Origin of the sequence: Photobacterium sp. WH77 (assembly GCF_022014395.1) — a bacterium.
Lineage (GTDB): Bacteria > Pseudomonadota > Gammaproteobacteria > Enterobacterales > Vibrionaceae > Photobacterium > Photobacterium arenosum.
The window spans coordinates 118,896-140,857 of the sequence record NZ_JAKLTE010000011.1; the positions used below are offsets into that span (position 1 = coordinate 118,896).

16 protein-coding genes and 1 pseudogene are annotated in these 21,962 nt (G+C 48.3%); 7 read left to right on the forward strand and 10 right to left on the reverse strand.

The annotated features are described in order from the left end of the window. The first annotated feature begins 265 nt into the window (after nt 1-265). Nucleotides 266-1,606: a putative O-glycosylation ligase, exosortase A system-associated gene (locus L6J37_RS13040; protein ID WP_218385399.1), complete on the forward strand. Its 1,341-nt coding sequence runs from the start codon at nt 266-268 to the stop codon at nt 1,604-1,606. Between the two features lie 56 nt (nt 1,607-1,662). Here L6J37_RS13040 and L6J37_RS13045 read toward each other — a convergent pair whose 3' ends face one another. Genes L6J37_RS13045 through L6J37_RS13080 form a run of 8 tightly spaced genes read right to left on the reverse strand, consistent with a single transcriptional unit; the run spans nt 1,663 to nt 11,952 of the window. Further along, nucleotides 1,663-2,826, reverse strand: coding sequence for a glycosyltransferase family 4 protein (locus L6J37_RS13045; protein WP_237795404.1), 1,164 nt, complete (start codon nt 2,824-2,826; stop codon nt 1,663-1,665). After that, complete coding sequence (locus tag L6J37_RS13050) at nt 2,823-4,013, reverse strand: glycosyltransferase family 4 protein (RefSeq protein ID WP_192016861.1); 1,191 nt, start codon at nt 4,011-4,013, stop codon at nt 2,823-2,825. Before L6J37_RS13050 ends, L6J37_RS13045 begins: the two co-directional genes overlap by 4 nt. After that, nucleotides 4,013-5,896 carry an XrtA/PEP-CTERM system amidotransferase gene (locus L6J37_RS13055; protein ID WP_237795405.1) on the reverse strand — a complete coding sequence of 628 codons (1,884 nt, stop codon included), beginning with the start codon at nt 5,894-5,896 and terminating at the stop codon, nt 4,013-4,015. The genes L6J37_RS13050 and L6J37_RS13055 overlap by 1 nt, the downstream gene beginning before the upstream one ends. A 25-nt stretch (nt 5,897-5,921) precedes the next feature. After that, nucleotides 5,922-7,367 carry an exosortase A gene (gene xrtA, locus L6J37_RS13060; protein ID WP_237795406.1) on the reverse strand — a complete coding sequence of 482 codons (1,446 nt, stop codon included), beginning with the start codon at nt 7,365-7,367 and terminating at the stop codon, nt 5,922-5,924. Next, the gene (locus L6J37_RS13065) at nt 7,360-8,619 is read right to left on the reverse strand and encodes a TIGR03087 family PEP-CTERM/XrtA system glycosyltransferase (protein WP_237795407.1); all 1,260 of its coding nucleotides are present in this window, start codon (nt 8,617-8,619) and stop codon (nt 7,360-7,362) included. The genes xrtA and L6J37_RS13065 overlap by 8 nt, the downstream gene beginning before the upstream one ends. 19 nt (nt 8,620-8,638) lie before the next feature. Continuing rightward, nucleotides 8,639-9,682, reverse strand: a complete 1,044-nt coding sequence (locus tag L6J37_RS13070; protein WP_237795408.1) for a FemAB family XrtA/PEP-CTERM system-associated protein — start codon at nt 9,680-9,682, stop codon at nt 8,639-8,641. After that, entirely contained in the window at nt 9,615-10,550 is a 936-nt protein-coding gene (locus L6J37_RS13075; protein ID WP_237795409.1) for an XrtA system polysaccharide deacetylase, read from the reverse strand. The genes L6J37_RS13070 and L6J37_RS13075 overlap by 68 nt, the downstream gene beginning before the upstream one ends. A gap of 1 nt (nt 10,551) precedes the next feature. Beyond that, entirely contained in the window at nt 10,552-11,952 is a 1,401-nt protein-coding gene (locus tag L6J37_RS13080) for a TIGR03013 family XrtA/PEP-CTERM system glycosyltransferase (protein WP_218385410.1), read from the reverse strand. Between the two features lie 210 nt (nt 11,953-12,162). Between L6J37_RS13080 and L6J37_RS13085 the strand changes: the two genes are divergently transcribed. From L6J37_RS13085 to L6J37_RS13110, 6 genes are all read left to right on the forward strand, one after another. Continuing rightward, nucleotides 12,163-12,807, forward strand: coding sequence for an XrtA/PEP-CTERM system exopolysaccharide export protein (locus L6J37_RS13085; RefSeq protein ID WP_218385412.1), 645 nt, complete (start codon nt 12,163-12,165; stop codon nt 12,805-12,807). 11 nt (nt 12,808-12,818) lie between these two features. Then, nucleotides 12,819-14,375 carry an XrtA system polysaccharide chain length determinant gene (locus L6J37_RS13090; RefSeq protein ID WP_237795410.1) on the forward strand — a complete coding sequence of 519 codons (1,557 nt, stop codon included), beginning with the start codon at nt 12,819-12,821 and terminating at the stop codon, nt 14,373-14,375. Beyond that, the gene (locus tag L6J37_RS13095) at nt 14,372-15,373 is read left to right on the forward strand and encodes an XrtA-associated tyrosine autokinase (RefSeq protein ID WP_237795411.1); all 1,002 of its coding nucleotides are present in this window, start codon (nt 14,372-14,374) and stop codon (nt 15,371-15,373) included. The genes L6J37_RS13090 and L6J37_RS13095 overlap by 4 nt, the downstream gene beginning before the upstream one ends. 55 nt (nt 15,374-15,428) lie before the next feature. Next, nucleotides 15,429-16,802: a TIGR03016 family PEP-CTERM system-associated outer membrane protein gene (locus tag L6J37_RS13100; protein WP_237795413.1), complete on the forward strand. Its 1,374-nt coding sequence runs from the start codon at nt 15,429-15,431 to the stop codon at nt 16,800-16,802. Nucleotides 16,803-16,804: 2 nt separating this feature from the next. Beyond that, nucleotides 16,805-17,971 (forward strand): XrtA/PEP-CTERM system-associated ATPase, encoded by a 1,167-nt coding sequence (locus L6J37_RS13105; protein ID WP_218385418.1) that lies wholly within the window; start codon nt 16,805-16,807, stop codon nt 17,969-17,971. A gap of 1,372 nt (nt 17,972-19,343) precedes the next feature. Next, complete coding sequence (locus L6J37_RS13110) at nt 19,344-20,138, forward strand: hypothetical protein (protein WP_237795415.1); 795 nt, start codon at nt 19,344-19,346, stop codon at nt 20,136-20,138. Between the two features lie 231 nt (nt 20,139-20,369). Here the strand turns inward: L6J37_RS13110 and L6J37_RS13115 are convergent, their stop codons facing one another. Both L6J37_RS13115 and L6J37_RS13120 read right to left on the reverse strand, forming a co-directional pair. Beyond that, nucleotides 20,370-21,278 (reverse strand): hypothetical protein, encoded by a 909-nt coding sequence (locus L6J37_RS13115; RefSeq protein ID WP_027251624.1) that lies wholly within the window; start codon nt 21,276-21,278, stop codon nt 20,370-20,372. Nucleotides 21,279-21,391: 113 nt separating this feature from the next. Further along, nucleotides 21,392-21,682: pseudogene (locus L6J37_RS13120) on the reverse strand (transposase); the annotation flags it as partial. Nucleotides 21,683-21,962: the final 280 nt, after the last annotated feature.

The window sequence follows — 21,962 nt, forward strand, 5'->3', positions numbered from 1 at the left end:
CAAAATTTTGTTGGTTCGTTAATCAGGAACTATAGTGAAAGGAGTGGTTAAAAAAGTCACAACATCTGTTAAATATGCCAGCTGGAAGCCCAGACGATCTGAGCTTTTCACACGCTCAGATAAGGAGTTGAACAGTGGAATCAATCCTTTTCTCGATGGGTCTGTTTGTCTTGGTATATCTTTGTGTACGCTCAATAAGGCAGGACAAAGAATACTTAGCAAAACAGCAAAAAAATTCTAAGCATCGACGTTAGGGAGCTGGAAAATGAGAGATGTCGTCTTAATCAGCGTTTTCCTGATCCTGGCTTGTTTTGCTCTGAGACGCTCTTACATCGCAGTGTCACTTTGGTTGTGGTCGGGCTTATTTGTGCCGGCCTATTGGGTTTACGGGTTTGCCAAGCCGATCAGTTACAACAGTGTGTTTGCCTTGCTGACGCTGATTACTTACCTTTTTTCCAGGAAGAAGCCCGCGGTTATATTTGACGGGGTTGTCTTCATTGCTATTTTGTTTTGGCTTCATACCGGTTTAACCACCTACAACACCATTATTTTTCCTGAACTGGTTTGGCCGGAATGGGAGAAATTTTCCAAGATCTTCCTGTTGTTCATCATGATTGCATTAATCATCCGGCAAAAGCATGAGTTCGAAATGCTGTTGTGGGGGATATTGATGTCAGTGGGCTTCTTTGGTGCCGTGGAAGGGCTGAAGTTCCTGGCCAGTTTAGGCGGACATAAAATCCAGGGGCCAACTGGTCACTTGATTTCAGACAATAACCACCTTGCCGCTGCTTTATGTATGGTGATTCCTTTATGTATCTATCAGTTAAAGTCCGTCCAGGAAAGGTGGATCCGTTTAGGGCTGATAGGTATGTTAGTGCTGTGTGTGTTGTCTGTGCTGGGCACTTATTCCAGAGGAGGCGTGCTTGCTCTGGCTGTGATTGGCTGTTACTTCTGGTTCAGAAGTAACAAAAAAGTTCTGACATTATTTGGCGTGGCAATTATCGTTTCAGTTTCTGTCTTGCTGTTACCGGACAAGTGGTATGACAGGATGGAAACGATAGAAACGGCGACTCAGGATTCTTCTTTCACTAACCGGCTGACTTCGTGGAAAATCCACACTTTGATGGCGCTGGAACGGCCGGTGTTGGGAGCCGGATTTAAAGCCACCTATTTTCAGCCGGTGTGGGACAGGCTCGCACTGGATATCTATAAAATAGATATTATTGAAACGCCGCCCCCCGGAGAAGAAAGCTGGGCCGCGCACAGTATTTATTTTCAGGTTTTGGGTGATCACGGCTTTTTCGGGTTCACTCTGTTCATGCTGGTTATTCTGTTGTTGTTTCTGAAAATGCGCTGGGTCATTGTGACACTGGGGCGACCGCCATGGAATGATACTCACCACTGGCAGATTGATCTGGCGCGCATGATGCAGGTGTCTTTACTGGGCTATTGCACGGCAGGGGCCGCGCTCTCGCTGGCGTATCTTGAACTTTTCTGGGTATTAGCCGCAGCAATGGCGGCCTTAAGTATGCAGGTGAGAGTGATGGTCAGCCAGCAAGCGCGAAGAAAACCGGTTTCTCAGTTACAAGGCATGTCTTCCACTTAATGTTCTGAATATCGGATCAATCAGTTGTGTTACCCATGGTGTTTTCCCGGCACCATTCAGGGTTTGACAATCAACGACTCAAAAATACCGACGATTTTTTGTGCATTATCCGGCCAGGTCAGCTGTTGTCTGGCAATGCTGGCCGCCGCATTGTCACTTAACTGCTGGCGGAGTGCTTCGTCGGACAACAAACGCTTAATCTGCTCCAGCATATCGGCTAAATGACCTGCTTTGAACAGCAAGGCATTGTCGCCATCTGTCAGCAGCTCTTTTATGTTGTCGCTATCGGGCGCGACAATGGCTTTGCCACATGCCAGGTATTCGATCAGCTTGAGCGGTGAACACCAGGGGGTGACGGCCGGCTGCAGGGCGATATCTATCTGAGAGAGCCAGTCCGGTATATGTTGGCGATCAATTAATCCTGTGATGTGAATCTGGTGCTCGGCCCTGAGAGTGCGAGCCTGTTTTCTGAGCTCATCCAGAACCGGGCCGTCACCGACGATCAGGAATTTCACTTCCGGATCGTCAATGTTCCGCTGCCGGTTAAAATCAACGATCAGTGACAAAACGTGCTCTAATTGATGCCATTCGCGGCAGAAGCCGACAAATCCAACCACCAGGCTACCTGAAAATTCAGGTTGTTTCTCCTTGCCGACAACAGGATGAAATAAGCGGCTGTCTATCCCATTGGGAATAACACTGATGGCATGCTCAGGTACGCCTGCGCGCTGAACATAGTCGGCCAGCACATGACTGACCGGCAGGGTATAATCGGCATTACGCCATGTGAACAATTCTGACCAGCGGGCCAGCCAGGTGAGCGACAATCCGCCGTAGGCATTGCGCTCATCGAATAATGGGGCGTTGATCTCTAATACCAGTGGCACATTGAACAGTTGCTTAGCCAGGATCCCGGTGGGAAGAAACAGGTTGTAGCGCTCATAAATGGCATCCGGTTTTTCCCGGTATAAAGTGATGCACAGCTTGGCGAAATCATAAGCACTGTAGCCAAATTCCAGGATTTCACAGCAAAAACGGGGCAACATCTGGCGCACTTTGCTGACCCAGCCGCCGTTAGCGCCAACGTCGGCCTGACCGGACACAGCCGGTGCGACGACCACCACTTCGTGGCCTTGTTCACGAAGGGCACCAATGATGGCATCAATATGGACATACTGGCCGTCTTTGGAAGCGACCCTGTGGTGATACAGAATTTTCATGATGCGTCCTTAATCAAACGATTAAACAACTGATACTGACCTTCAGAGGTGGCAGACCAGTCGAATTGCTCGGCGTAATGACGAGTGTCAGCGCGGGCAAAAGGCTTGTTCAGCAACTGGCGGATACCCTCGGCGATGGCATTGACATTGCGCTCAACCAATGTGCCTGCCTGGGGTTTACGGACGACTTCAGGTGTCCCCCAGATATTGGTGGCCACAACCGGTGTGCCGCAAGCCATGGCTTCCAGCAGCACATTTGCCCAGCCTTCTCTGTCTGAAGCCAGTGCCAGTAAGTCAGCTGCGCCATAATAGGCGGATAATTCTTCCTGACTGAGCTTGCCCAGAAAGCGTACCCGCTGGGCAACACCCTGTTGCTTGGCCAGGGCGGACAGTGCTTTTGCTTTCGGGCCGGTGCCGGCAATCAGTAACAGGGCATCCGGAATGTGACGCAGGGCTTCGATGACTAAGTGGTGGCCTTTACGCTCTATAAGCAGACCGACGGATAAGATGACAGGTACATTAACCGGCAGGTTCAGTGCCTGCCTGAGTGCGGGTTGCTGGCTTTCGTCACTGAAACTGAACAGCTCTAGATCGACCCCGTTTCTCAGTGTGCTGACTTTATCCGGTACTGCGCCTAACTCGATCATGCTTTGCCGCAGTGCCTCACACACTGCAAGGTTATGGTTGCTGACCGATAAGACCTGCTGAATACGTTTTCGGGCTTTGGGGTAGGCGGGGATCAGATTGATGTCTGTCCCTCTTGCCGTCATGGTAAACGGTTTGTTTAAGGTGCTGGCGACCGAAGCAATGGCCACCCCGTCGGGGTAAAAATAGTGACCATCAATCAGATCAAAGTCGAACCCTTGCTGCATTAAGCGCGCAATCTGTTTGTGCAGGGAATAGGCCAGCGTCGACGGGGTCAGTGACATTCCCAGTTTAGGGATAACCAGATATCTCGGATGATAAATGCGGATGCCATAGCGGCTCTCAGTATAGGGGACAGACGCATAGTCGCTGTATTGTCCAAACACAGGGTGACTGAACGGGAACCAGGGCACAGGCGCTATCACAGTAATGTCTGTCTGCGGGTAATGTTTTTTTAACTGGCGCAGCCGGGTTTCGACAAAAATGCCGTGCCTGGGATTACTCGCGTTCGGGTAGAGTGTTGAAATGGTGAGAATTTTCACTATGCCTGCCTCTCCATAAATTGGGCGAACATCAGTAAACTCCAGAGCACGACACCATGATCGCGCTGGCCGCTTTCGTGCTCAGCCACAATGTTTCGCAGCTGATGCGGATTAAAATAGCCACAGTCCAGCATGACGGGAGATAAGATCTGCGTATGCAGCATCGGCCGGAGCTGGGTACGAAACCAATGGGCCAGCGGCATGCTGAACCCCATTTTAGGGCGATATAAAATATCTTTGGGCAGATAAGGTTCCAGGGCTTTCTTAAAGCAGAATTTACCTTCCTGTCTGCGGATCAAATCCTGACTCGGAATTTGAAACGCCCACTCCAGCAGCTGGTGATCGAGCAGGGGGGCACGTACTTCAAGCGAATTGGCCATGCTGGCGCGATCCACCTTGGTCAGAATATCGCCGGGCAGCCAGGTTTTCAGATCGAGGTACTGGATCAATTTCAGCGGATCGTCGGTAGGCGCATTGAGGGCATGCCGGCGAAGAATGTCGCTTCCTGTATAGCCGTTGAGCTGATGGCGATAGGCCGGACTGAGCAGTCGCTGCCTGTCAGCGAACCTGAGTTTTGAGATCGTATTGGCATACGCATCAACACTGTTCATCGCCAGCGACTGGAAGGTCGTTTTGGCCCGGAAGCGCTGTGGCGCCCAGTCGGCTTTGGGGTATATCTGACCCAGCATGCCAAACACCGGTTCACGAATGGAAGAGGGTATCATCCCCCTGACTTTCTGCTCGGCCAGATGAAACCGGTAGCGACGGTAGCCGGCAAAGATTTCGTCTCCCCCGTCGCCGGACAAAGCCACTTTGACCTGTTTCCGGGCCAGCTGGCATACCAGATAGGTTGGCAGTGCTGAATCGTCTGCAAACGGTTCATCGTACAGCCGCCCCAGCACTTCCACTAAGCTGACATCGTCTGCGTTGATCTGGCGATCATGATGCCGGGTTTGATACTGCTCAGCAATGCTGCGGGCATAGTGGGTTTCATCGAACTGAGCTTGATCAAACCCTATGGCGCAGGTGTTCACAGGATTGGATTGCAGGCCCGACATCAGGGCCACAATAGCACTGGAATCCACCCCGCCTGACAAGAAGGCCCCGAGAGGCACATCCGACACCATGCGGATTCTGACAGCATCCAGCAGTTGATCAACCAGTGCCTCCTGCGTATCGTGCCAGCTGAGGACTGTTGCTGGTGCAGAGAGATCCCAGTAGGCACTGGCCGTAATAGCGGCACCCGGCGTCAGTTGAAGATAATGCCCGGCAGGGAGCTTGAATATGTGTTTATAAGCGGTGAACGGGTCTGGAATATAGCCGAACATCAGGTATTCTTCGGCCATTTCGTCGCGCAGAGTGCGGGACACATCAGGATGTGCTAGCAATACTTTCAGCTCGGAGGCAAAAATCAATTGTCCTTTGGCTGTCAGGCTGTAAAAAAGCGGTTTCTTACCCAGCCTGTCCCGGGCAAGAAAGAGGGTCGAGGTGTTTTTATCCCAGATAGCGAAGGCAAACATGCCACGAAAATGGCTGACGCAGTCTTTCCCCCATTGTTCCCAGGCATGGACTATCACTTCGGTATCACTGACGGTACGAAACTGATGACCCAGATTTTTCAGCTCTTTGATCAGGGCTTTGAAATTGTAAATTTCGCCATTAAAGACAACCGCGACCGTGTTATCTTCGTTAAATAGCGGCTGATGCCCGCCGGACAGGTCGATAATAGACAGACGGCGATGGGCCAGCCCGACAAGATCATCGACGAAATAGCCTTCATCATCCGGGCCTCGATGGTGCTGTATCCGGTTGATGTGCTGCAACAGCCGAGTGTCAATAATGCCTGAATGTTGTACGTTGAAAATACCCGCAATACCGCACATAACCCTCTCCCTGATAATGGTTTCATCACCGCTGGTGGCTGTTTTTTAAGATCACGCTGTGCTTGTTTATGCCAACATCAATGATGTCTTTTATCTGGTTATCGCTCAGCTCAGTGCTTGCTATTGCAAAGACATCTGAGACGCCTTGCTGTCCGGCCAGGCGATAAGATGCTTTCATCAACTTGATAGCCAGCGGATTACTGCTGCAAAACGCATTCACACAGTACCAATAGATAACCCGCATGCTGCTTCCCTTTGCATTGGACACTGTCATCGACTTAGCATGAATACCGGCGGGTAACGTCACTGACTGGCTATTGTCGACCGACCAGATGTCTTTATTGAACAACTGATTGGTACTGCTGATTAGCTCGCCGTCACGCTGCCAGATGTTATAGCGGGCGGTATAGAGCTCGGCTTTTCCGTCCGCAGCGCTCTGGCGCTGGCTACGTTCGGCATGCGGGAATGAGATCCCCCATTCGGTCAGCATGACAGGCTGTGGATTCATGGCGTCAGTTTGCTGGCTGGACAGCAGGGGCTGGCCCTGGTCAAGCTGCTGCTTCCACAAGGCGGTCGCAATAAAAATCAGGGCAACCAAGCCAAGTGCCCCCCATGTTTGGCGAGCTGATAGCGCAGACGGTTGCTGCGGCAATTTGACATATGGGGCTTGCTGATCAGAAAACAGACTGGCGGTAAAAAAGATCACCAGAATGACGACACTGAAAAACAGCCAGCCGTAAACCAGATGATCCGCCCCGGCGGCATATTCCATGTTGCTGAAATACCCAATCATGACAATGCCATAAGCCCGGATACCGTTGGCAATGATCGGGAAGATAAACGAAAAGGCCACAAAGAGTGTGCGCTTGTAGACTTTGGTGAACTGTAAGTAGGCGAATAACGTGCCTAATGCCACGCTGGACATCAGAAAACGGATGCCTGAACAGGCTTCTGCCACGTAAAACCGACCATTGGGAATGGTCAGGTATAAGCCATCCCGGTAGACAGGGATATTGCTGATATTCAGCAGCCAGACTGAAAGATCGGCGGTGATGATCTGCAGTTTGGGAATCAGGCTTTCACCAAAGGGGATGGCAAAGAGTAAATACAGCAAAGGGAACCAAAAACGGCGAATGATGGCGGTGCCCAATACCGCCCACAGCAATAACTGAAGACTCACAATGGCGGCAATGTGCTCAAATAACCCGATACTTGCCGCCCGGCCCAATAGCCAAAGAAAGCATGATACGGGAAGTAATGCTACCGCCAGCCAACTGACAGACGGGCGCAATGGCCTAATGACCTTGCGCTCTCGCCATGCCAGCCAGAGACAGATTGGCACAACCAGAAAGCAATGCTCATAGGTTTTCGAATGGGCCCAGACATTTACCATATTGCTCAATGACGGCCAGAACAGCCATAACCAGCCGATAACAGGGAGTGCCAGGCGAAACCCGATCCGGTCAGACATGTTTAGCCTCAAGATACGTCAGTACTGGTGATAACTTGGCATCCCAGCTGAAATTGTCTTTAATCCACTGTCTTGACAGTGTGGCCGCACGTACTGGGCGAGCTAATTGTTCGCATACCCAGTCGGTGACATCCTGTGGTTCTTCTGCTACATACAGTGTCTGTTCCGCTACGTTGTCCGCCATTACGTTGCCCTTGGCAGGATAATTGCTCGGGTAGTGCTCAAGCCCTTCCATACCCTGTGGTGTAGTAAGAACCGGTTTTTCCATCGCCATCGCTTCCAGTATTTTGTTCTGGATACCACGAGCGATTTGCATAGGTGCGATGGCGGCTTTGGCATGCAACAGATACGGACGCACATCATCAACCCGGCCGGTAACAACTATGCCGGGCAGTCGGCTCAGCGCCCTGACGCTGGCCGAAGGCGATGAACCGACGATATAAAACTTACCGTAAGGGTGTTCTTTTAGAACCTTCGGCCAGACTTTGCGGGCAAACCAGGTGACGGCATCCACATTGGCCCAATAGTCCATGGCGCCGGTAAAAACCACATAATTATCGTGCTGCAGCGGATGTTCGGTCATAGGGCTGAAATCGGCCTGCGGAGAGAAATAGCGGCTGTCTATGCCGTTTTCCAGCGTATGAATTTTATTTTGTAAGGCGGGTTCAACCATGGCCGCAAACGACTGCCGCTCTGTTTCAGTGACAAAGCAGCTGACATCAAAATCGGCACAGATCGCTTTTTCAAACTTTGCGAGTGTCCGGTACTCACGCTGGTACAGATAACTGGCAACACCTTGTTTTTTCTGAGCATACTGGCGCCATTTTTCTGAATCCACATCCACGAAATGCATGACTTTGTGCAGCGAGGGACGCGCATTGAGCAGGTACTGAGCCATGCTGCTGGAGAACACCAGGGCACGCTCAATGGGATGCTGATTCAGGGTGCGATTCACCCAGTCGGTCATTGCCGGATGAGAGTAATAGGGCAGCGTAATGGGCTGTCCTTTATACAAAGCCTGTAAGCCTTTGAGGCGGGCCAACGCCGGATGAAGCGTAATGAAACATACATCCCGGCAAAGCGCTTCTACCTTGTGACGATACTGTTGATCATGCCTATCGTCGATAAAACAACCCAGATAGACATCAAAGTGCTGACTGAGAAATTTCAGTAAATGATAGCTGGCAATTTTATCGCCTTTGTTGGGCGGATATGGAATTCGGTGACAAAGATATAGCACTGCTGGTTTCATTGTCCTGCTCCATTGTCGCTTAGCCAAGGTACTTCGAGATACGCGGTCCGATAAGCTTGCTGATGCCAACAGGCATACTCTGCCAGGCTTTTATGAAATAACGATATTTCGGGTTACTGGGCGACAGATTGGGGGGCCGCTTTGCTTTCACCAGCGCGATACGGTAGTGCAGCGGCTGCTCTTCCATGCCCCAGTGCTTTTTATAGTGGTAGGCGCCTGAGTCAATTTTACTTCTGCCAAAGTCAAACACTTCAGCCCCTTTAGATCGGGCAAGCAGCATCAGCTGGTAGTACATAAAGTCGTTACTTTTTAATTCTCTTGCGGCCTGCGTTCCGCCGCCATAGTAGGGAAGTACCTGGTTTTTATAGTAAAAACTCAGCACCCCGGAAACAGGAAGCCCGTCAGCATCACGGATAACCAGCGTGTTACAGCGCTGGCCGAAGGTGTGCTGCAGCTTGTTAAACAGCGCGGGATGAAACACAGGCGTACCGAGGTTTCTGACACTCTCAGCATAGAGATCAAAACATAAGTCCGGGTTATTTTTGTCGTCCCAGCTCAGTTTGTTATTTATCGCATGGCGGATAACAGCCCTTTGTTTGCGCTTGATGCCAGAGAGAATGGCCTCCGGGTTGTCGGCCAGCGTGTTCCTGAAAGTGGCATGGTGGCAATGACGAAACCAAGTTGTATCACAAGGTTTTTCATCGCGATCCCGCAACTCAATATAATCAACCTCAAGTGAGCAACCCAGCTCGAAGGCCGCCGTTTCTAATTGGTATCTGATATTTTCATCATCCGATAACACGCCGCCATAAACACAGAAAGGGGTTGAAATCAGCGCATGACCAAACAGAACGCTTTTCTGCTCGAATAACGGCAACACCCCAACCAATTTTTCGTGTTGTTGTGCCAGCAAATAGTGCGGTTGATGACCGAACACTTCTTCGATGACATCCAGCCAGCCGGTTAAATGAAAAAAGCTGCCGTCCTGGTGCGCATCAACGTAGTGGTCCCAGGCTATGTAGTCGTTCCGGTTCAGCTTGCGGATCGTCAATTCCTGTTTCATCGTCATGTCCATTCAGTTGATAGGCCTGGCTGACAGTGCTCCACTGAAAATCCTGCAGCAAATGGTGAAGCCGTGTTGTCATTTGTTCAAGGTTGAGATAATGCCGGAAGCGCGATTTGAATGATGCCTGAGTCATTCGGGGCTGCTGCGCATCAATTTCCCAAGGATGAAAATAAAAACAGAACGGTTGCTGGTATTGTTCAGTAAAACGCCGGATAAGGTGTTTACTGATTGCATAAGGATACAGCCGGAAATAACCACCGCCACCGATTGGCAGGTTGGTGCCGAATGCCTGATAGGTTGGAATGGGTATTTCAACCAAACCTTCATTTCGCTGATGAAGAAAGCGTGGCCAGTCAGGGTTGCCATAATGATCGTGCCTGACAGGGTATGTGCTGCTGCTGAAAGTAAAACCAAGGCGATGAAGAATATCGAATGCCCACAGATTAGTGTCGTCAATTGAAAAGCTGGGCGCTCGGTAACCATTGATATATTTACCGGAGAGGTCTTCTATCAAAAACTTACTGCGGCTGACATCCTGGAAAAATTCCTTCTCAGTTTGCTGGTTTGCCTTTACATGATGATAACCATGGCATGCCAGCTCATGACCTTGATCTGCAATGGTTTTTATCAGGGAAGGGCAAGCGTCAGCCACCCAGCCGAGTATAAAAAAGGTCGCTTTAACATCATGTTCAGCGAAAATATCCATTATTTTTCTGGTGTTGTAGTCTACACGCAATGGATAAGATTTCCCCCATTGTTCTTGCTTAATAATGGATGAAAAGGCAGAAACATGAAAATAATCTTCGACATCAACAGTCATTGCATTGACGAATGAACGGCGAACTGGAGAGTGAGTTTCTTTCATGTCATCGCCCCTTACCAAACAGTACTATTTCAGAGGTTCTGATCAGTATCAATATATCGAGTATTACGCTTTTATGTTTTATGTAATAGAGATCGAACTTAAGCTTCTCAATGGTATCTTCGATATTATCACCATAGGGGTATTTTAACTGGGCCCAGCCTGTTAACCCGGGTTTTACATATAAGCGATGATTATAATAGGGAATTTGCCGTTCAAATTGGCTGGAGAAACTCGGACGTTCAGGACGAGGGCCAACAAAGTTCATATCGCCTTTAAGAATGTTGATTAACTGAGGAAGCTCATCCAGCCGGTATTTCCTGATAACATTGCCAACTCGCGTGATGCGGGGATCCTGACGGCTGGCCATTTGTTCACCTTGCGACTCGGCGTCAATTTTCATGCTGCGAAATTTGTAGATTGAGAAGCGCTTCCCTTTCAGCCCGACTCGCTCTTGAGAATAAAGTACCGGGGCGCGGAAACCGTCTTCCCATTTGATCATCACGACGATGGCAATCAGTATGGGCCAGGTGATTAGTAACAGCAGCATGGCAATGGCACAATTAAACAGCCAGTACAGACTTCGCCCAATCTTGTTGCCGGTTGCATGAGGGTTGAAGATCACCCAGGACGGATGAATATGGCTGACGGCGACTTGCCCGGTTTCCCGCTCAATAAAGTCAATGATATCGATGACTTGCACCCCTTCCATTTTGCACAGGAAAAGACTGTCAGTGGGCAGGTTACCCCGGCGCTCATCAGCTGCAATAATGATTTCTTTGATATGGTTGGATTGCACGAAGGCTTCCAGCGAGTCCGAAATATCAAGAACGGGTGCCACATTTGATTTTTCGCGATTATCGCCAGGCATAGGCACATAGCCTGTCAGTTCGACATGAACCCGGTCAGATTGTCGTCTCATGCAACGATTGATAAGGCTGGCCCGTTCTCCTGCACCCAGGATGAGCACTTTGAGCCTGCCAAGCAGCTGATAGCGGGAACGGATAGCGATAAAGCGTACGATCATCAGGCCCACTAGCGCACTGCCATACATCCACTCACGGGTAAAACCGGCTGGAAAAGGCTGGGGAGTGATCAGGTACAGGCTGGTGGACAGCATGTACGCCAAACTAATGGCTACCAATATTCTGACTGTGATGCCGCTATATGACTCTCTGAGTTTTTCATTGTAAAGCCCAACAGCTAGCAGAGCCAATTGAATAGGAAGTGTATAATAAATGAGATTAAGTACATTTATTATGATCCCTGGATGCGATAAATACTCCGGATTGAAATAAAAAAGAAATAGCTGAGTCCCTGCAAAAGTGCCCGAAAGCATTAATATATCTGCAAAAATAAGCACAGCGTTGCTTAAATTTAAATCGTGAAATCTTGAGTAAGTCATAATCACCCTTGTCCCAGGTGTAAATAAATAAAGTGCCCCTTCCTGTATTGAGTATCGGCAAGCATAAAAAATCTGCAAAATAAAAAAATCATATATAGTTAAATTAGTTCAATGACGTTTTTGCCTGCAGTAATTGCAACTTAGTTGGACGCTTCTGAACCTTGGAAAAGGTATGTGAGACACGGACTTATACGCAGGATGGATGCTGATATGACAAGAAGTGGTCACCTATTGAAGTTAACCTGTTTGACGGCTGCCGCTATGGTGCTAGTGACTGGCTGTACGTCAAATTCGTTGCCCTCTTTACCCAAGGCTACCCCTCAGCCTTCTTTGACAAAAAATATCAATCAATACAAATACCTGATAGGCCCAGGAGATACCCTCAACATTTTTGTCTGGGGAAATCCTGAAATATCCGGTGCTTATATTGTCCGTCCGGACGGTATGTTAACAACATCTCTGGTGGACGATATTCCTGCATCGGGGCGTACGCCGACTGAGCTGGCTGGCAGTATTGAGGCCCGCTTGGCGGAATATGTCCGGGATCCCATTGTCAGCGTGATCGTACAAGGGTTTGTCGGGCCTTACAGTGAACAGGTGCGGGTAATTGGGGAAGCTCAACAACCCATGGCCATTAACTACCGGGAAAACATGACGTTACTGGATGTGATGGTTGCCGTTGGCGGACTAACGGATTTCGCAGACGGCAATGATGCTCGTTTGATCCGCGTTGTTAATGGCCAGCAAAGGGCCTATGGACTGAATCTGGGAAATCTGTTGCGTGATGGCGAGATTGGGGACAACGTAGACATACTCCCTGGTGACATCATTATTATTCCGGAAGCCTGGTTCTAATTGGAGGTTACATGCAGGAACAATTTCAGAACCTGATTGAGTATCTGCACAGTGTGTGGCTACGCCGCAAGTGGATCATCATAGCCACCTGGGTAATCTGCCCCCTTGGGTGGGCTGTGGTCACAATCTGGCCAAACCAATACACAGTTGAAGCCAGAGTGTATGCGGACACACGGTCGATACTGCAACCTCTGCTGAAAGGCCTGGCGATACCGAATGATTCGAATCAGGAATTGAGTCTGATGGTGAAAACCCTGCTGAGCCGGCAGAATCTGGAAACCATTGCCCGCTATACCGATGCAGATCTAAAAGCCACCACCAATGAGGAATATGAAGATATTCTTGCTGAATTGAAAGAAAACATTGAGATCAAATCCGCAGGCAGAGAAAACCTGTTCAGTATCAGCTACAGCGGTACCGATCCGCTTTATGTCAAAAATGTCGTGCAGTCGGCTTTGGATGTATTTGTTGAAAATACCTTAGGTAAAAACCGGCAGGATACGGATAAAGCCAGTGCGTTCATTGCGCGTCAGTTATCTGACTATGAAAAGCGGCTGGCAGATGCTGAGCTAAAGCTGGCTGAATTCAAACGTGAGCATGCCGGCTACTTACCCAGTTCCGAAATGGGTTTCAGAGGCCAGCTGGATGCAGTGAATGGCGATATTGAAGACACCCAGCTTGAGCTGCAGGAAAGCCGGACGCAACTGGAAACGGCCAAGCGCAAGCTGAACGAGGAAATGGCACTGGCGGCCAAAAATCAGGGGGCAATACGCACCGAATATGATGACAGACTGGATGCGCTTCAGGTCAGGCTGGATGGCCTGTTATTCCGCTTTACTGATAAACATCCGGATGTGAAAGAAACCAAGCGTCAGATCGCTGAACTGGAACGGCAAAAGCGTGAATGGCTGGCGCTGTCGACGGATGATGGCAACAGTGATTTCAGAAGCACTGAGTTTTTTCAGAATCTGAAATTGCTGATCAGTCAGTTAGAGAACGAAGTTGCCTCGTTGCAGGTTCGCGAAAAAGCACAAACGGATAAAGCACTGTTCTTGCAAGACAAACTGGTGCGGATGCCAGATGTAGAGGCGCAACTCACAGGGTTAACCCGGAGTTACGACATCACCAAAAACAAATATGAAGAGTTGCTATCCCGTCGTGAATCCGCGCTGATATCCCAGAAAGTGGGCGCGGCCTCGGATGATATTACCTTCAGGGTTGTCGATCCGCCGCGAGCCCCACTGAAGCCATCCGGGCCAATCCGCCCATTGTTTTTAGTCCTGGTACTGATTGCAGGTTTGGGGGTGGGGGCTGCACTGGCTTTCCTGACCAGCCAGCTCTATCCGGTTGCCACCTCTGCCAACCAATTGTATCAGCTGACAGGATTACCCGTGCTGGGCGGTGTTTCACCGACAGAGCAATCCGGCCTTGCCGCTGTTGCACGTAAAGAAAAATGGCGTTTTGTCTGGGTGAGTACCGCACTTGTCGTGTGTTTCCTGGGTTTCATGGCGTTGAATGTCGTGACTTCAATTCATACGCTAATCATGCAGGAGATGGGTTGGATATGAGTATTATTCAAAAGGCGATGGAGAAAAAGTCGGCCAGTCTGAGCAAAAAAACGGTGAAGTCGTCATCAGATAATGACATGCCTCAGAGTTCAGAGCTGCTGTCTGGTCAGTCAGTCATTCAGGACTTGGTTCATGAAACCGACTCCGCCAACATTCAGAGCCTGAGTCAGAACATTGAACAGGAAGCTTTCTTTAAACCCGTTCATCAGCCTGTGATGTCAGACGGATTTCCGCAAGCCTGGCGGCGGCCGGCAACCATAGAGATAGATAGCGAACGGCTCAGAGATTTAGGCATGGTTTCGCATACGGATAAACAGGTCAATCCAGGCATCACCAATGAGTTCAGGGCCATTAAACAGAAATTGTTCCACACTGCTTTCGGCAGCGGGGCTCAGTTTCAGCAAAGAGCCAATCTGTTGATGGTGACCAGTGTCTCGCCGCGGGAAGGCAAAACATTTACGGCTGTGAATCTGGCGTTGAGCATGGCATCCGAGAAAGACAAAACGGTATTGCTGGTTGATGCGAATGTGCTGAAACCAGGGGTTAGTGACATGCTGGGCATACAGGCGCAGGCCGGACTGATTGATTTCTTGCAAGGGAGCGTTACTCACCTGTCAGAAATTATTTACCCCACGTCGATTCCCAATCTGCGCCTGATTCCTGCCGGCAAACCGCACCATCTGAGCAATGAGTTGCTGGCCAGTAACAAAATGGAAAAACTGATGAATGAACTGGCGCATCGGTATCCGGATCGTATGGTGATATTTGATTGCCCGCCACTGCTTGGCATAGTCGAAACCATGACCTTGTCTAAGTTATTGGGACAGGCACTAGTGGTGGTGGAGCAGGACAGATCAAGGTTGGACGATGTAGAAGTCGCGGTGTCTCAACTGAATAAGGATATGGCAATCGGATTTGTAATGAACAAAGCCGTGCGCAATGTATTTGGTCAATACAGACATGGACATGAGTATGGCGCTACAGAGGATCAATCCTAGTTTATATTTGCTGGGAAGCCTTTCACTGTTAGGGCACCCCAGTCAGGCGGCGGATGTGAAGTTAACGCCATACGCAGGAACAGAATTTACTTTTACAGACAACGTAGACAGAACCGCCAGCGATACGCAAAGCAGTTTCATTACTGAGCTGGATGCCGGCATCGAAGGCACCATAGAAGGTAGCCGGGGATTAATCAGCCTGGATTACGCACTGAGGTATCTGTATTACACCGAGGGCGAACAAAGCGATGAGTTGTATCAGGATTTAGACTTTATTGCATACAAAGTCCTGGGGCGTAGTGGGTTTCAGGTAGATGCCAGTGCATCTATCGATAACATTGCCAGCGACATCGCCACCGATGCGAATGCCGATGTGATCAGCGGGGATACGATTCAGAGCAATGAAGCTGAAGTGGGTCTGAGCTACCAAACCAACCCGTTGAGCTCCATGGACTTGCGTTCGAGAGTTTATACCAACGTCATCAATAACGAGGACGACATAGGTAATTACACGGGCTGGGGCGGGAATATTATTTACGCCAATGGCCGTTCAGTACGGGATGCATTCTGGCGGCTAGGGGCTTTTTATGACTACCGTAAAGGCCGCGACGATGGCATTTCTACCGAATTTACCCGGCTGAATGAAATCATAGGGTTGCAGACCATCAGCGGATTCTCACCATTCTTGCGGCTGAATTATGAGAATTACGACGGTGTGACAGATTCCTCAGAGAATGAAATTTTCAACTGGGGTGGGGGTGTGCGCTATTTTATAGACCGCTATTCCTACGGGGAAGTGAGTTACAACTTCTCAGAAGATGATGTGAACAGTGATTTTTGGGCCGGTGCGATCAACCTTAACCCAACAGACAAAACGCGCTTTTATTTTGAGTACGACAAACGAATAAAAGGGGACAGTTACGCCGCTGAAATCCGAAATCGCACACGGCGTTGGACCAATACCCTGACTTACACGGAATCACCAGACAGCTATGAAAGGGATAGATTTGTCGATGGCGGGCGCATTGATGAAATCTATCTGAGAAAAGAAGCACGCTGGCTGTCTGAACTGACGCTTCGTCGCACACTGTACAGCTTTTCTCTCTATCAGATAGACAGGGAAACGCTGGAGTCGTTGTCTGATCTGACAGACGACAACTCCCGGGGTGTCGAGTTGGATGTGGATCACCAGCTGTCCCGTGTGTTATCCGGCCACATTGGCTATGCCTATGAGCGTTATGACTTTACGTATATTTCAACCGGTGATGAAAGTGATGATTATCATTCGTTCAGCCTGGACACGACGTATTTTTTCCGACCTGAGTTGTTCACTCAAACTGGGGTGGAATATTACACGCGTTCCTCGTCGGACTCGGAAAATGATTACGATGAAACCCGGATTTTCATCGATGTAAGGGTGGAGTTTTAGCTATGTATGAAGCGCATTTTGGATTTACGGATAAACCGTTTAAGTTAAGTCCTGACCCACGTTTTTTCTTTGCAAGTCCTCATCATGAGAAAGCGCTGTCTTATCTGCAATACGGGCTGTCTTTAGAAGAAGGCTTTATTGTGGTCTCAGGCCCGATAGGCACAGGGAAAACCATTCTTGTTCATCGGTTAATGTCCAGTCTGGATGAGTCGGTTACTGCGGTTCAAATTGCCACCACCCGGCTTTCTCCAGATGAACTTGTGAAATTGGTTGCCGCTAAATTCAACGTCCCCACGGAAGGGCTGAGTAAAGCCGACATACTGAAGCGGTTTGAACAGCACCTTTATGGGTTGAGACAGCAAGGCAGGCGCGCAGTGTTGCTGGTCGATGAGGCTCAGAACCTGCCCCCGGAAACAATCGAAGAGCTGAGAATGCTGTCTAATTTTCAGTTCAACGACAAGCCGTTATTACAGAGCTTTCTGTTAGGCCAGGAAGAACTGAAAGGCATTATCCGACTGCCTGAAATGGAACAACTACGGCAACGTATTATTGCCTCCAGCCATTTACAGCCACTCACGCCCGATCAGGTTAAAAGCTACATGCTGCACCGCTTACAGTGCGTCAACTGGCGGGGAAACCCAACCCTGAGTGACGGCGTGTTTGAAGCCATTACCCGATATACCAAAGGCGTACCGAGAAAAATCAATATTCTTGCCGACAGGATTTTTCTTTATGCCTGCATGGAAGGCCTGACGGCCATTAATACTGTCAATGTCGAACATGTTATCGCTGAGATGAGTGAAGAATTACCCGGAGAAGCACCAAGAAGCAAAGCATCAGCCAATTTGAACGGTGATCATCCGCCCATTCAGCCTGACTCGTCACGCGGGTATTCTACGCAGTATAAAAATCATTTTGATTCAGACAGACAGCCTGAAACCACCCACGCCTTTCAGGCACTCAATGATATTGAGAAAGTGCTGGATAATGTGATTGAACGTAAGATAGCCACCATCCGCAAGCTGGATCAGCTGTTGATCAACAAGCGGAAAATGCTGTTACAGTCGGGCGAAGAAGGCATTGATGATGAGCTGATCCTGAATGAGGATTATCCGCCAGGGCTGCGGGAGAAGTATTGGGTGAGGAAGTTGATGGAGTCATCTGACTAGGGGGATTTCATTCAGCGGGTGCCATTTTTGTGGCTGGGGAATCTGGTGCAGCGGAGGTATGTCGCGCATTAGGTTCTGTGGCTCATTTGACATGGGTTGATGCGCGCCAGGTACTCTTTTGAGGCCAAAAGAGTACCCAGAAATGCCTTGTTGTTCTTTGGTGTGGTCGGGTCGGTTGTAGGCGCTCCCGGCGCCGACAGCCTAAAAATTCGTCCTGAATTTTTCCCTGATTTCGTACCCCCAATGTACATTATCAAGCCGTCATTCCCGCGACAGGCGGGAATCCATAAAGCGAGTGCATTTTTGGTGGCTTGGTGGGTATGTCGCGCATTGGGTTCTGTGGCTTATTTGACATTGGTTGATGCGCGCCAGGTACTCTTTTGAGGCAAAAAGAGTACCCAGAAATGCCTTGTTGTTCTTTGGTGTGGTCCGGGCGATTGTAGGCGCTCCCGGCGCCGACAACCTAAAAATTCGTCCTGAATTTTTCTCTGATTTCGTACCCCCAATGTACATTATCAAGCCGTCATTCCCGCGACAGGCGGGAATCCATAAAGCGAGTGCGTTTTTGGTGGCTGGGTGGGTATGTCGCGCATTGGGTTCTGTGGCTTATTTGGCATTGTTTGATGCGCGCCAGGTACTCTTTTGAGGCAAAAAGAGTACCCAGAAATGCCTTTGAGTTCTTTGGTGTTGTCCGGGGCGGTTGTAGGCGCTCCCGGCGCCGACAACCTAAAAATTCGTCCTGAATTTTTCCCCTTGGCTGGTGCTTGCCAGCAAATCTGCTCACGTTAATAGCATGTGTAATTTGGGGTTTGGTGGGTATGTCGCGCATTGGGTTCTGTGGCTTATTTGACATTGGTTGATGCGCGCCAGGTACTCTTTTGAGGCAAAAAGAGTACCCAGAAATGCCTTGTTGTTCTTTGGTGTGGTCCGGGGCGGTTGTAGGCGCTCCCAGCGCCGACAACCTAAAAATTCGTCCTGAATTTTTCCCTGATTTATTTCCACCAATGTACATTATCAAACCGTCATTCCCGCGAGAGCGAAAATCCATGCGGCTAGTGCTATTCTGTGGTTTCTTTGTGCTTGGTAAGTGACGGAAGTCGCTTTTAACACAAGTCAAAGTGTCGATGATTTTTGGGGGTAGTCATAAAACACAAGAAAAGTACAGCATATCAGTTGGTTAGTATAAGCAGATTGAGTAGGATACACGACATGGTGTCGTATATTTAGATGGGTTTATATGATACGTGTATTTAATTGAATAAGATAAAGTGATTGGTTTGTGAGAAGGCTTTACACGACAGAGTTTTGTGACACCATGTCGTTGAATAAAATGTTAAGCAATTCGACATATCATCGATATAGAGGAATATAGATGAGTAAAATTATGAATAATCCTGCGGCAAGATTATTAAATATCTTAGAGGAAGGTAAACAGCAAAATGCTACTCAAAACTGTAGAACAGTGTGGTGTAAGCTGTTAAATGTAAACCCTAACGATAAAGTCACATTTTTGGGGAAACTTGGTAAGGTACTTGCGTTGTCATCTGAGGTTGTAGATGAGTTGAAAAAAGTTGATGGAATAAATATTGAGCGTTACATGCATTGGTGCCAACCAGTGGAAAGAGCATTCTCGGAAAGCAATTTCAGTGGGCAATGGCATGAGTTTTCAAAGCATCTTAATGAGCATGTTTTCAATTACTTAACTATGACATCAGATTTTTTATCTTTGCGTGCCCCTCAAGCGATATTGCCGCAGCAAGAAGTGGAAAAAATTTCATCTGGTGCTTTGGATCTTATTTCAGAAGTAGAGGCATCTGAACTACCAGAAAGCATTAAGTCGTATATGCTAACTCAGTTAAAGAAAGTGCTAGTTGCTGCTGATGACTACAAAATTACGGGTTCAAAAGAAGTTGTACAAATTGTAGAAGAAACTTTTGGACATGCGATCTTGAAAAATGATCTAGTCAAACCAGTCGAGAATCATCCAGTTGCTAAGAAGTTTTGGGCTTACATGGCAAATGCTGCTGTTATTACAACAATAGTAACTGGTGCACTTCAAATAGCTCCAGCAGTATCTAAACTTTTACCTGATATTCAGTTTCCACAAGAACCCGCGATTGAAGTGATCGAAAATCAGGACCGAATAAGTACGGACAAAATCGCTTAACAAATAAGGATACGTGTCGCGAAGCCGACACTTCTATCTGGGTATTGAACTAGCCCGGACAGCCTTATTAAGCAAATTGCTCGGTTGGCATTTGGTGGGGGGCGCCCGCAGGTTTCGTCTGTCCACTTTCCCTTTAGCGAGACAATTCAAAACTAGAGGTTTCCAGTTTAGACTGCCTCAGCATAGGGGAAGCGGACACCGCCAATAAAGCAATAATGGCGGCTGTAATCATTAATGCTTGGTAATCTGTTTTGGAACAACAGCTTCTAGCAGTAGTTCCGCACTAGTAACGGAAATTGATTGCTTCTTGATTTGCCCCTTAAGGTAGCTAGGGAACTTTTCTGATAGATATGTGCTTTCAAACCAAGTCCTAAACTCGCCCAAAGCTGCCAGTGGATAAATGTTTACTGGTACTGGACCAGCTTTGGATTGAGGGAAATAGTCTGGATATTTATGTGGGTGTTTTGTACGAGGACCATACTTCCCTTCTAAGTTTTTGCTTTCCCAGTGTTTACTCCAAGCTGTCCCGACACTGATGTCTGGAACAACGTGATCATCAACAACGAGTCCTTGACGGATTGAGGAAACCATCAAGTCAGCTATTTCTTTAAAGATGCTGAAATATCCTCTAGGTACTTCGTTCAGAAGCATGCGATCGTGGAAGTGTTTCCACTCTAGAGGGACCACATTATTTGGATCATATCCAAGGCTTGTGTACACGAACTCACGAATAGAACGACGTGCTAGCAATCGATAATTAGTTTGCGCGATTTCTTGGTTCTTAGAAGTAGAATCAAAAGCATAGTATTCGAGAATTGCTAAACATGTTGCATCATCTACAGCGTGTGTTTTTACACCATTCAGTACGACTTCAACATGAATTTTTGAATCACTAACACCTTGCTCTTTCAATATTTGGGAAATCTTTGCACCACGAGGTTTGTACTTCTCTTCATCCCAATTAGACACGAGAGTTATAATGCTACTCGGAGCTTGGCCTACTAATCTAGCCACGCCTCGTGATGACAAAAATGGAGTGCCATCAGAAAGCACGCCCATGTTAATGCCATCGACTTCCCCTTCGGTTACGGGGACTAAATTCATGTTCATTTGGTTACTGGGTATTAGTTCTTGGCTCATATGAATAGACCTTTGGTTTAGTTATTCAATAATATTATCATCGTTTTTCATATGGGTAATGTTTCGGTGCAATTTTTTGCAATTAAGCTAACAAGAGACTATGAAGTCAATCATTAAATTAACGCCGTTTTTTCTTCCCAGTGAATGCCATCCCGTAGCATCGAATTGAGGATAACAACAATCTTGCTGACACAGGCGATAATCGCCACTTTTTTAGGTTTTCCTTCAGCCAGAAGTCGTTGATAGGTGCGTCTAAAAACAGGGTTACACTGCATAGCGGACATCATAGCTATGTACAGAACAGTTCTGACTTGAGCCCGGCCGCTCTGTATTTTTCGAAGTCCTTAATATTGTCCACTTTCCCAGTTCATAGGCGATACGCCGACCAACGCAGCTGCTTGTTTATATTCACAATCCCAGGGTAAAAATATATGGATGTATTTTTAGGTTGTCGGCGCTGGGAGCGCCTACAATCGGCCCTGGACAACACCAGAGAAACAAAGGTATTTCTGGTGACTGTTTGTGCCAGCAAAGAGTAACTGACGTGCATCCAACAATGCTGAGAAAAACACAGAACTCAAGCGCGACATACATACTCAGCCTTAGAAATCGTACTCGCGGTTTGGATTCCCGCATGACGCAGAAATGGCGGCTTGAGAATGTCCATTGATGATGTCCACTTCT

Excerpts from the sequence above, each read along its gene's own strand:
- L6J37_RS13110 (WP_237795415.1), top strand. The coding sequence starts at position 19,344 with ATGAGTAAAATTATGAATAATCCTGCGGCAAGATTATTAAATATCTTA.
- L6J37_RS13080 (WP_218385410.1), bottom strand. The coding sequence starts at position 11,952 with ATGACTTACTCAAGATTTCACGATTTAAATTTAAGCAACGCTGTGCTT.
- xrtA (WP_237795406.1), bottom strand. The coding sequence starts at position 7,367 with ATGTCTGACCGGATCGGGTTTCGCCTGGCACTCCCTGTTATCGGCTGG.
- L6J37_RS13095 (WP_237795411.1), top strand. The coding sequence starts at position 14,372 with ATGAGTATTATTCAAAAGGCGATGGAGAAAAAGTCGGCCAGTCTGAGC.
- L6J37_RS13115 (WP_027251624.1), bottom strand. The coding sequence starts at position 21,278 with ATGAGCCAAGAACTAATACCCAGTAACCAAATGAACATGAATTTAGTC.
- L6J37_RS13085 (WP_218385412.1), top strand. The coding sequence starts at position 12,163 with ATGACAAGAAGTGGTCACCTATTGAAGTTAACCTGTTTGACGGCTGCC.
- L6J37_RS13055 (WP_237795405.1), bottom strand. The coding sequence starts at position 5,896 with ATGTGCGGTATTGCGGGTATTTTCAACGTACAACATTCAGGCATTATT.
- L6J37_RS13090 (WP_237795410.1), top strand. The coding sequence starts at position 12,819 with ATGCAGGAACAATTTCAGAACCTGATTGAGTATCTGCACAGTGTGTGG.
- L6J37_RS13075 (WP_237795409.1), bottom strand. The coding sequence starts at position 10,550 with ATGAAAGAAACTCACTCTCCAGTTCGCCGTTCATTCGTCAATGCAATG.
- L6J37_RS13040 (WP_218385399.1), top strand. The coding sequence starts at position 266 with ATGAGAGATGTCGTCTTAATCAGCGTTTTCCTGATCCTGGCTTGTTTT.
- L6J37_RS13065 (WP_237795407.1), bottom strand. The coding sequence starts at position 8,619 with ATGAAACCAGCAGTGCTATATCTTTGTCACCGAATTCCATATCCGCCC.
- L6J37_RS13045 (WP_237795404.1), bottom strand. The coding sequence starts at position 2,826 with ATGAAAATTCTGTATCACCACAGGGTCGCTTCCAAAGACGGCCAGTAT.
- L6J37_RS13105 (WP_218385418.1), top strand. The coding sequence starts at position 16,805 with ATGTATGAAGCGCATTTTGGATTTACGGATAAACCGTTTAAGTTAAGT.
- L6J37_RS13070 (WP_237795408.1), bottom strand. The coding sequence starts at position 9,682 with ATGAAACAGGAATTGACGATCCGCAAGCTGAACCGGAACGACTACATA.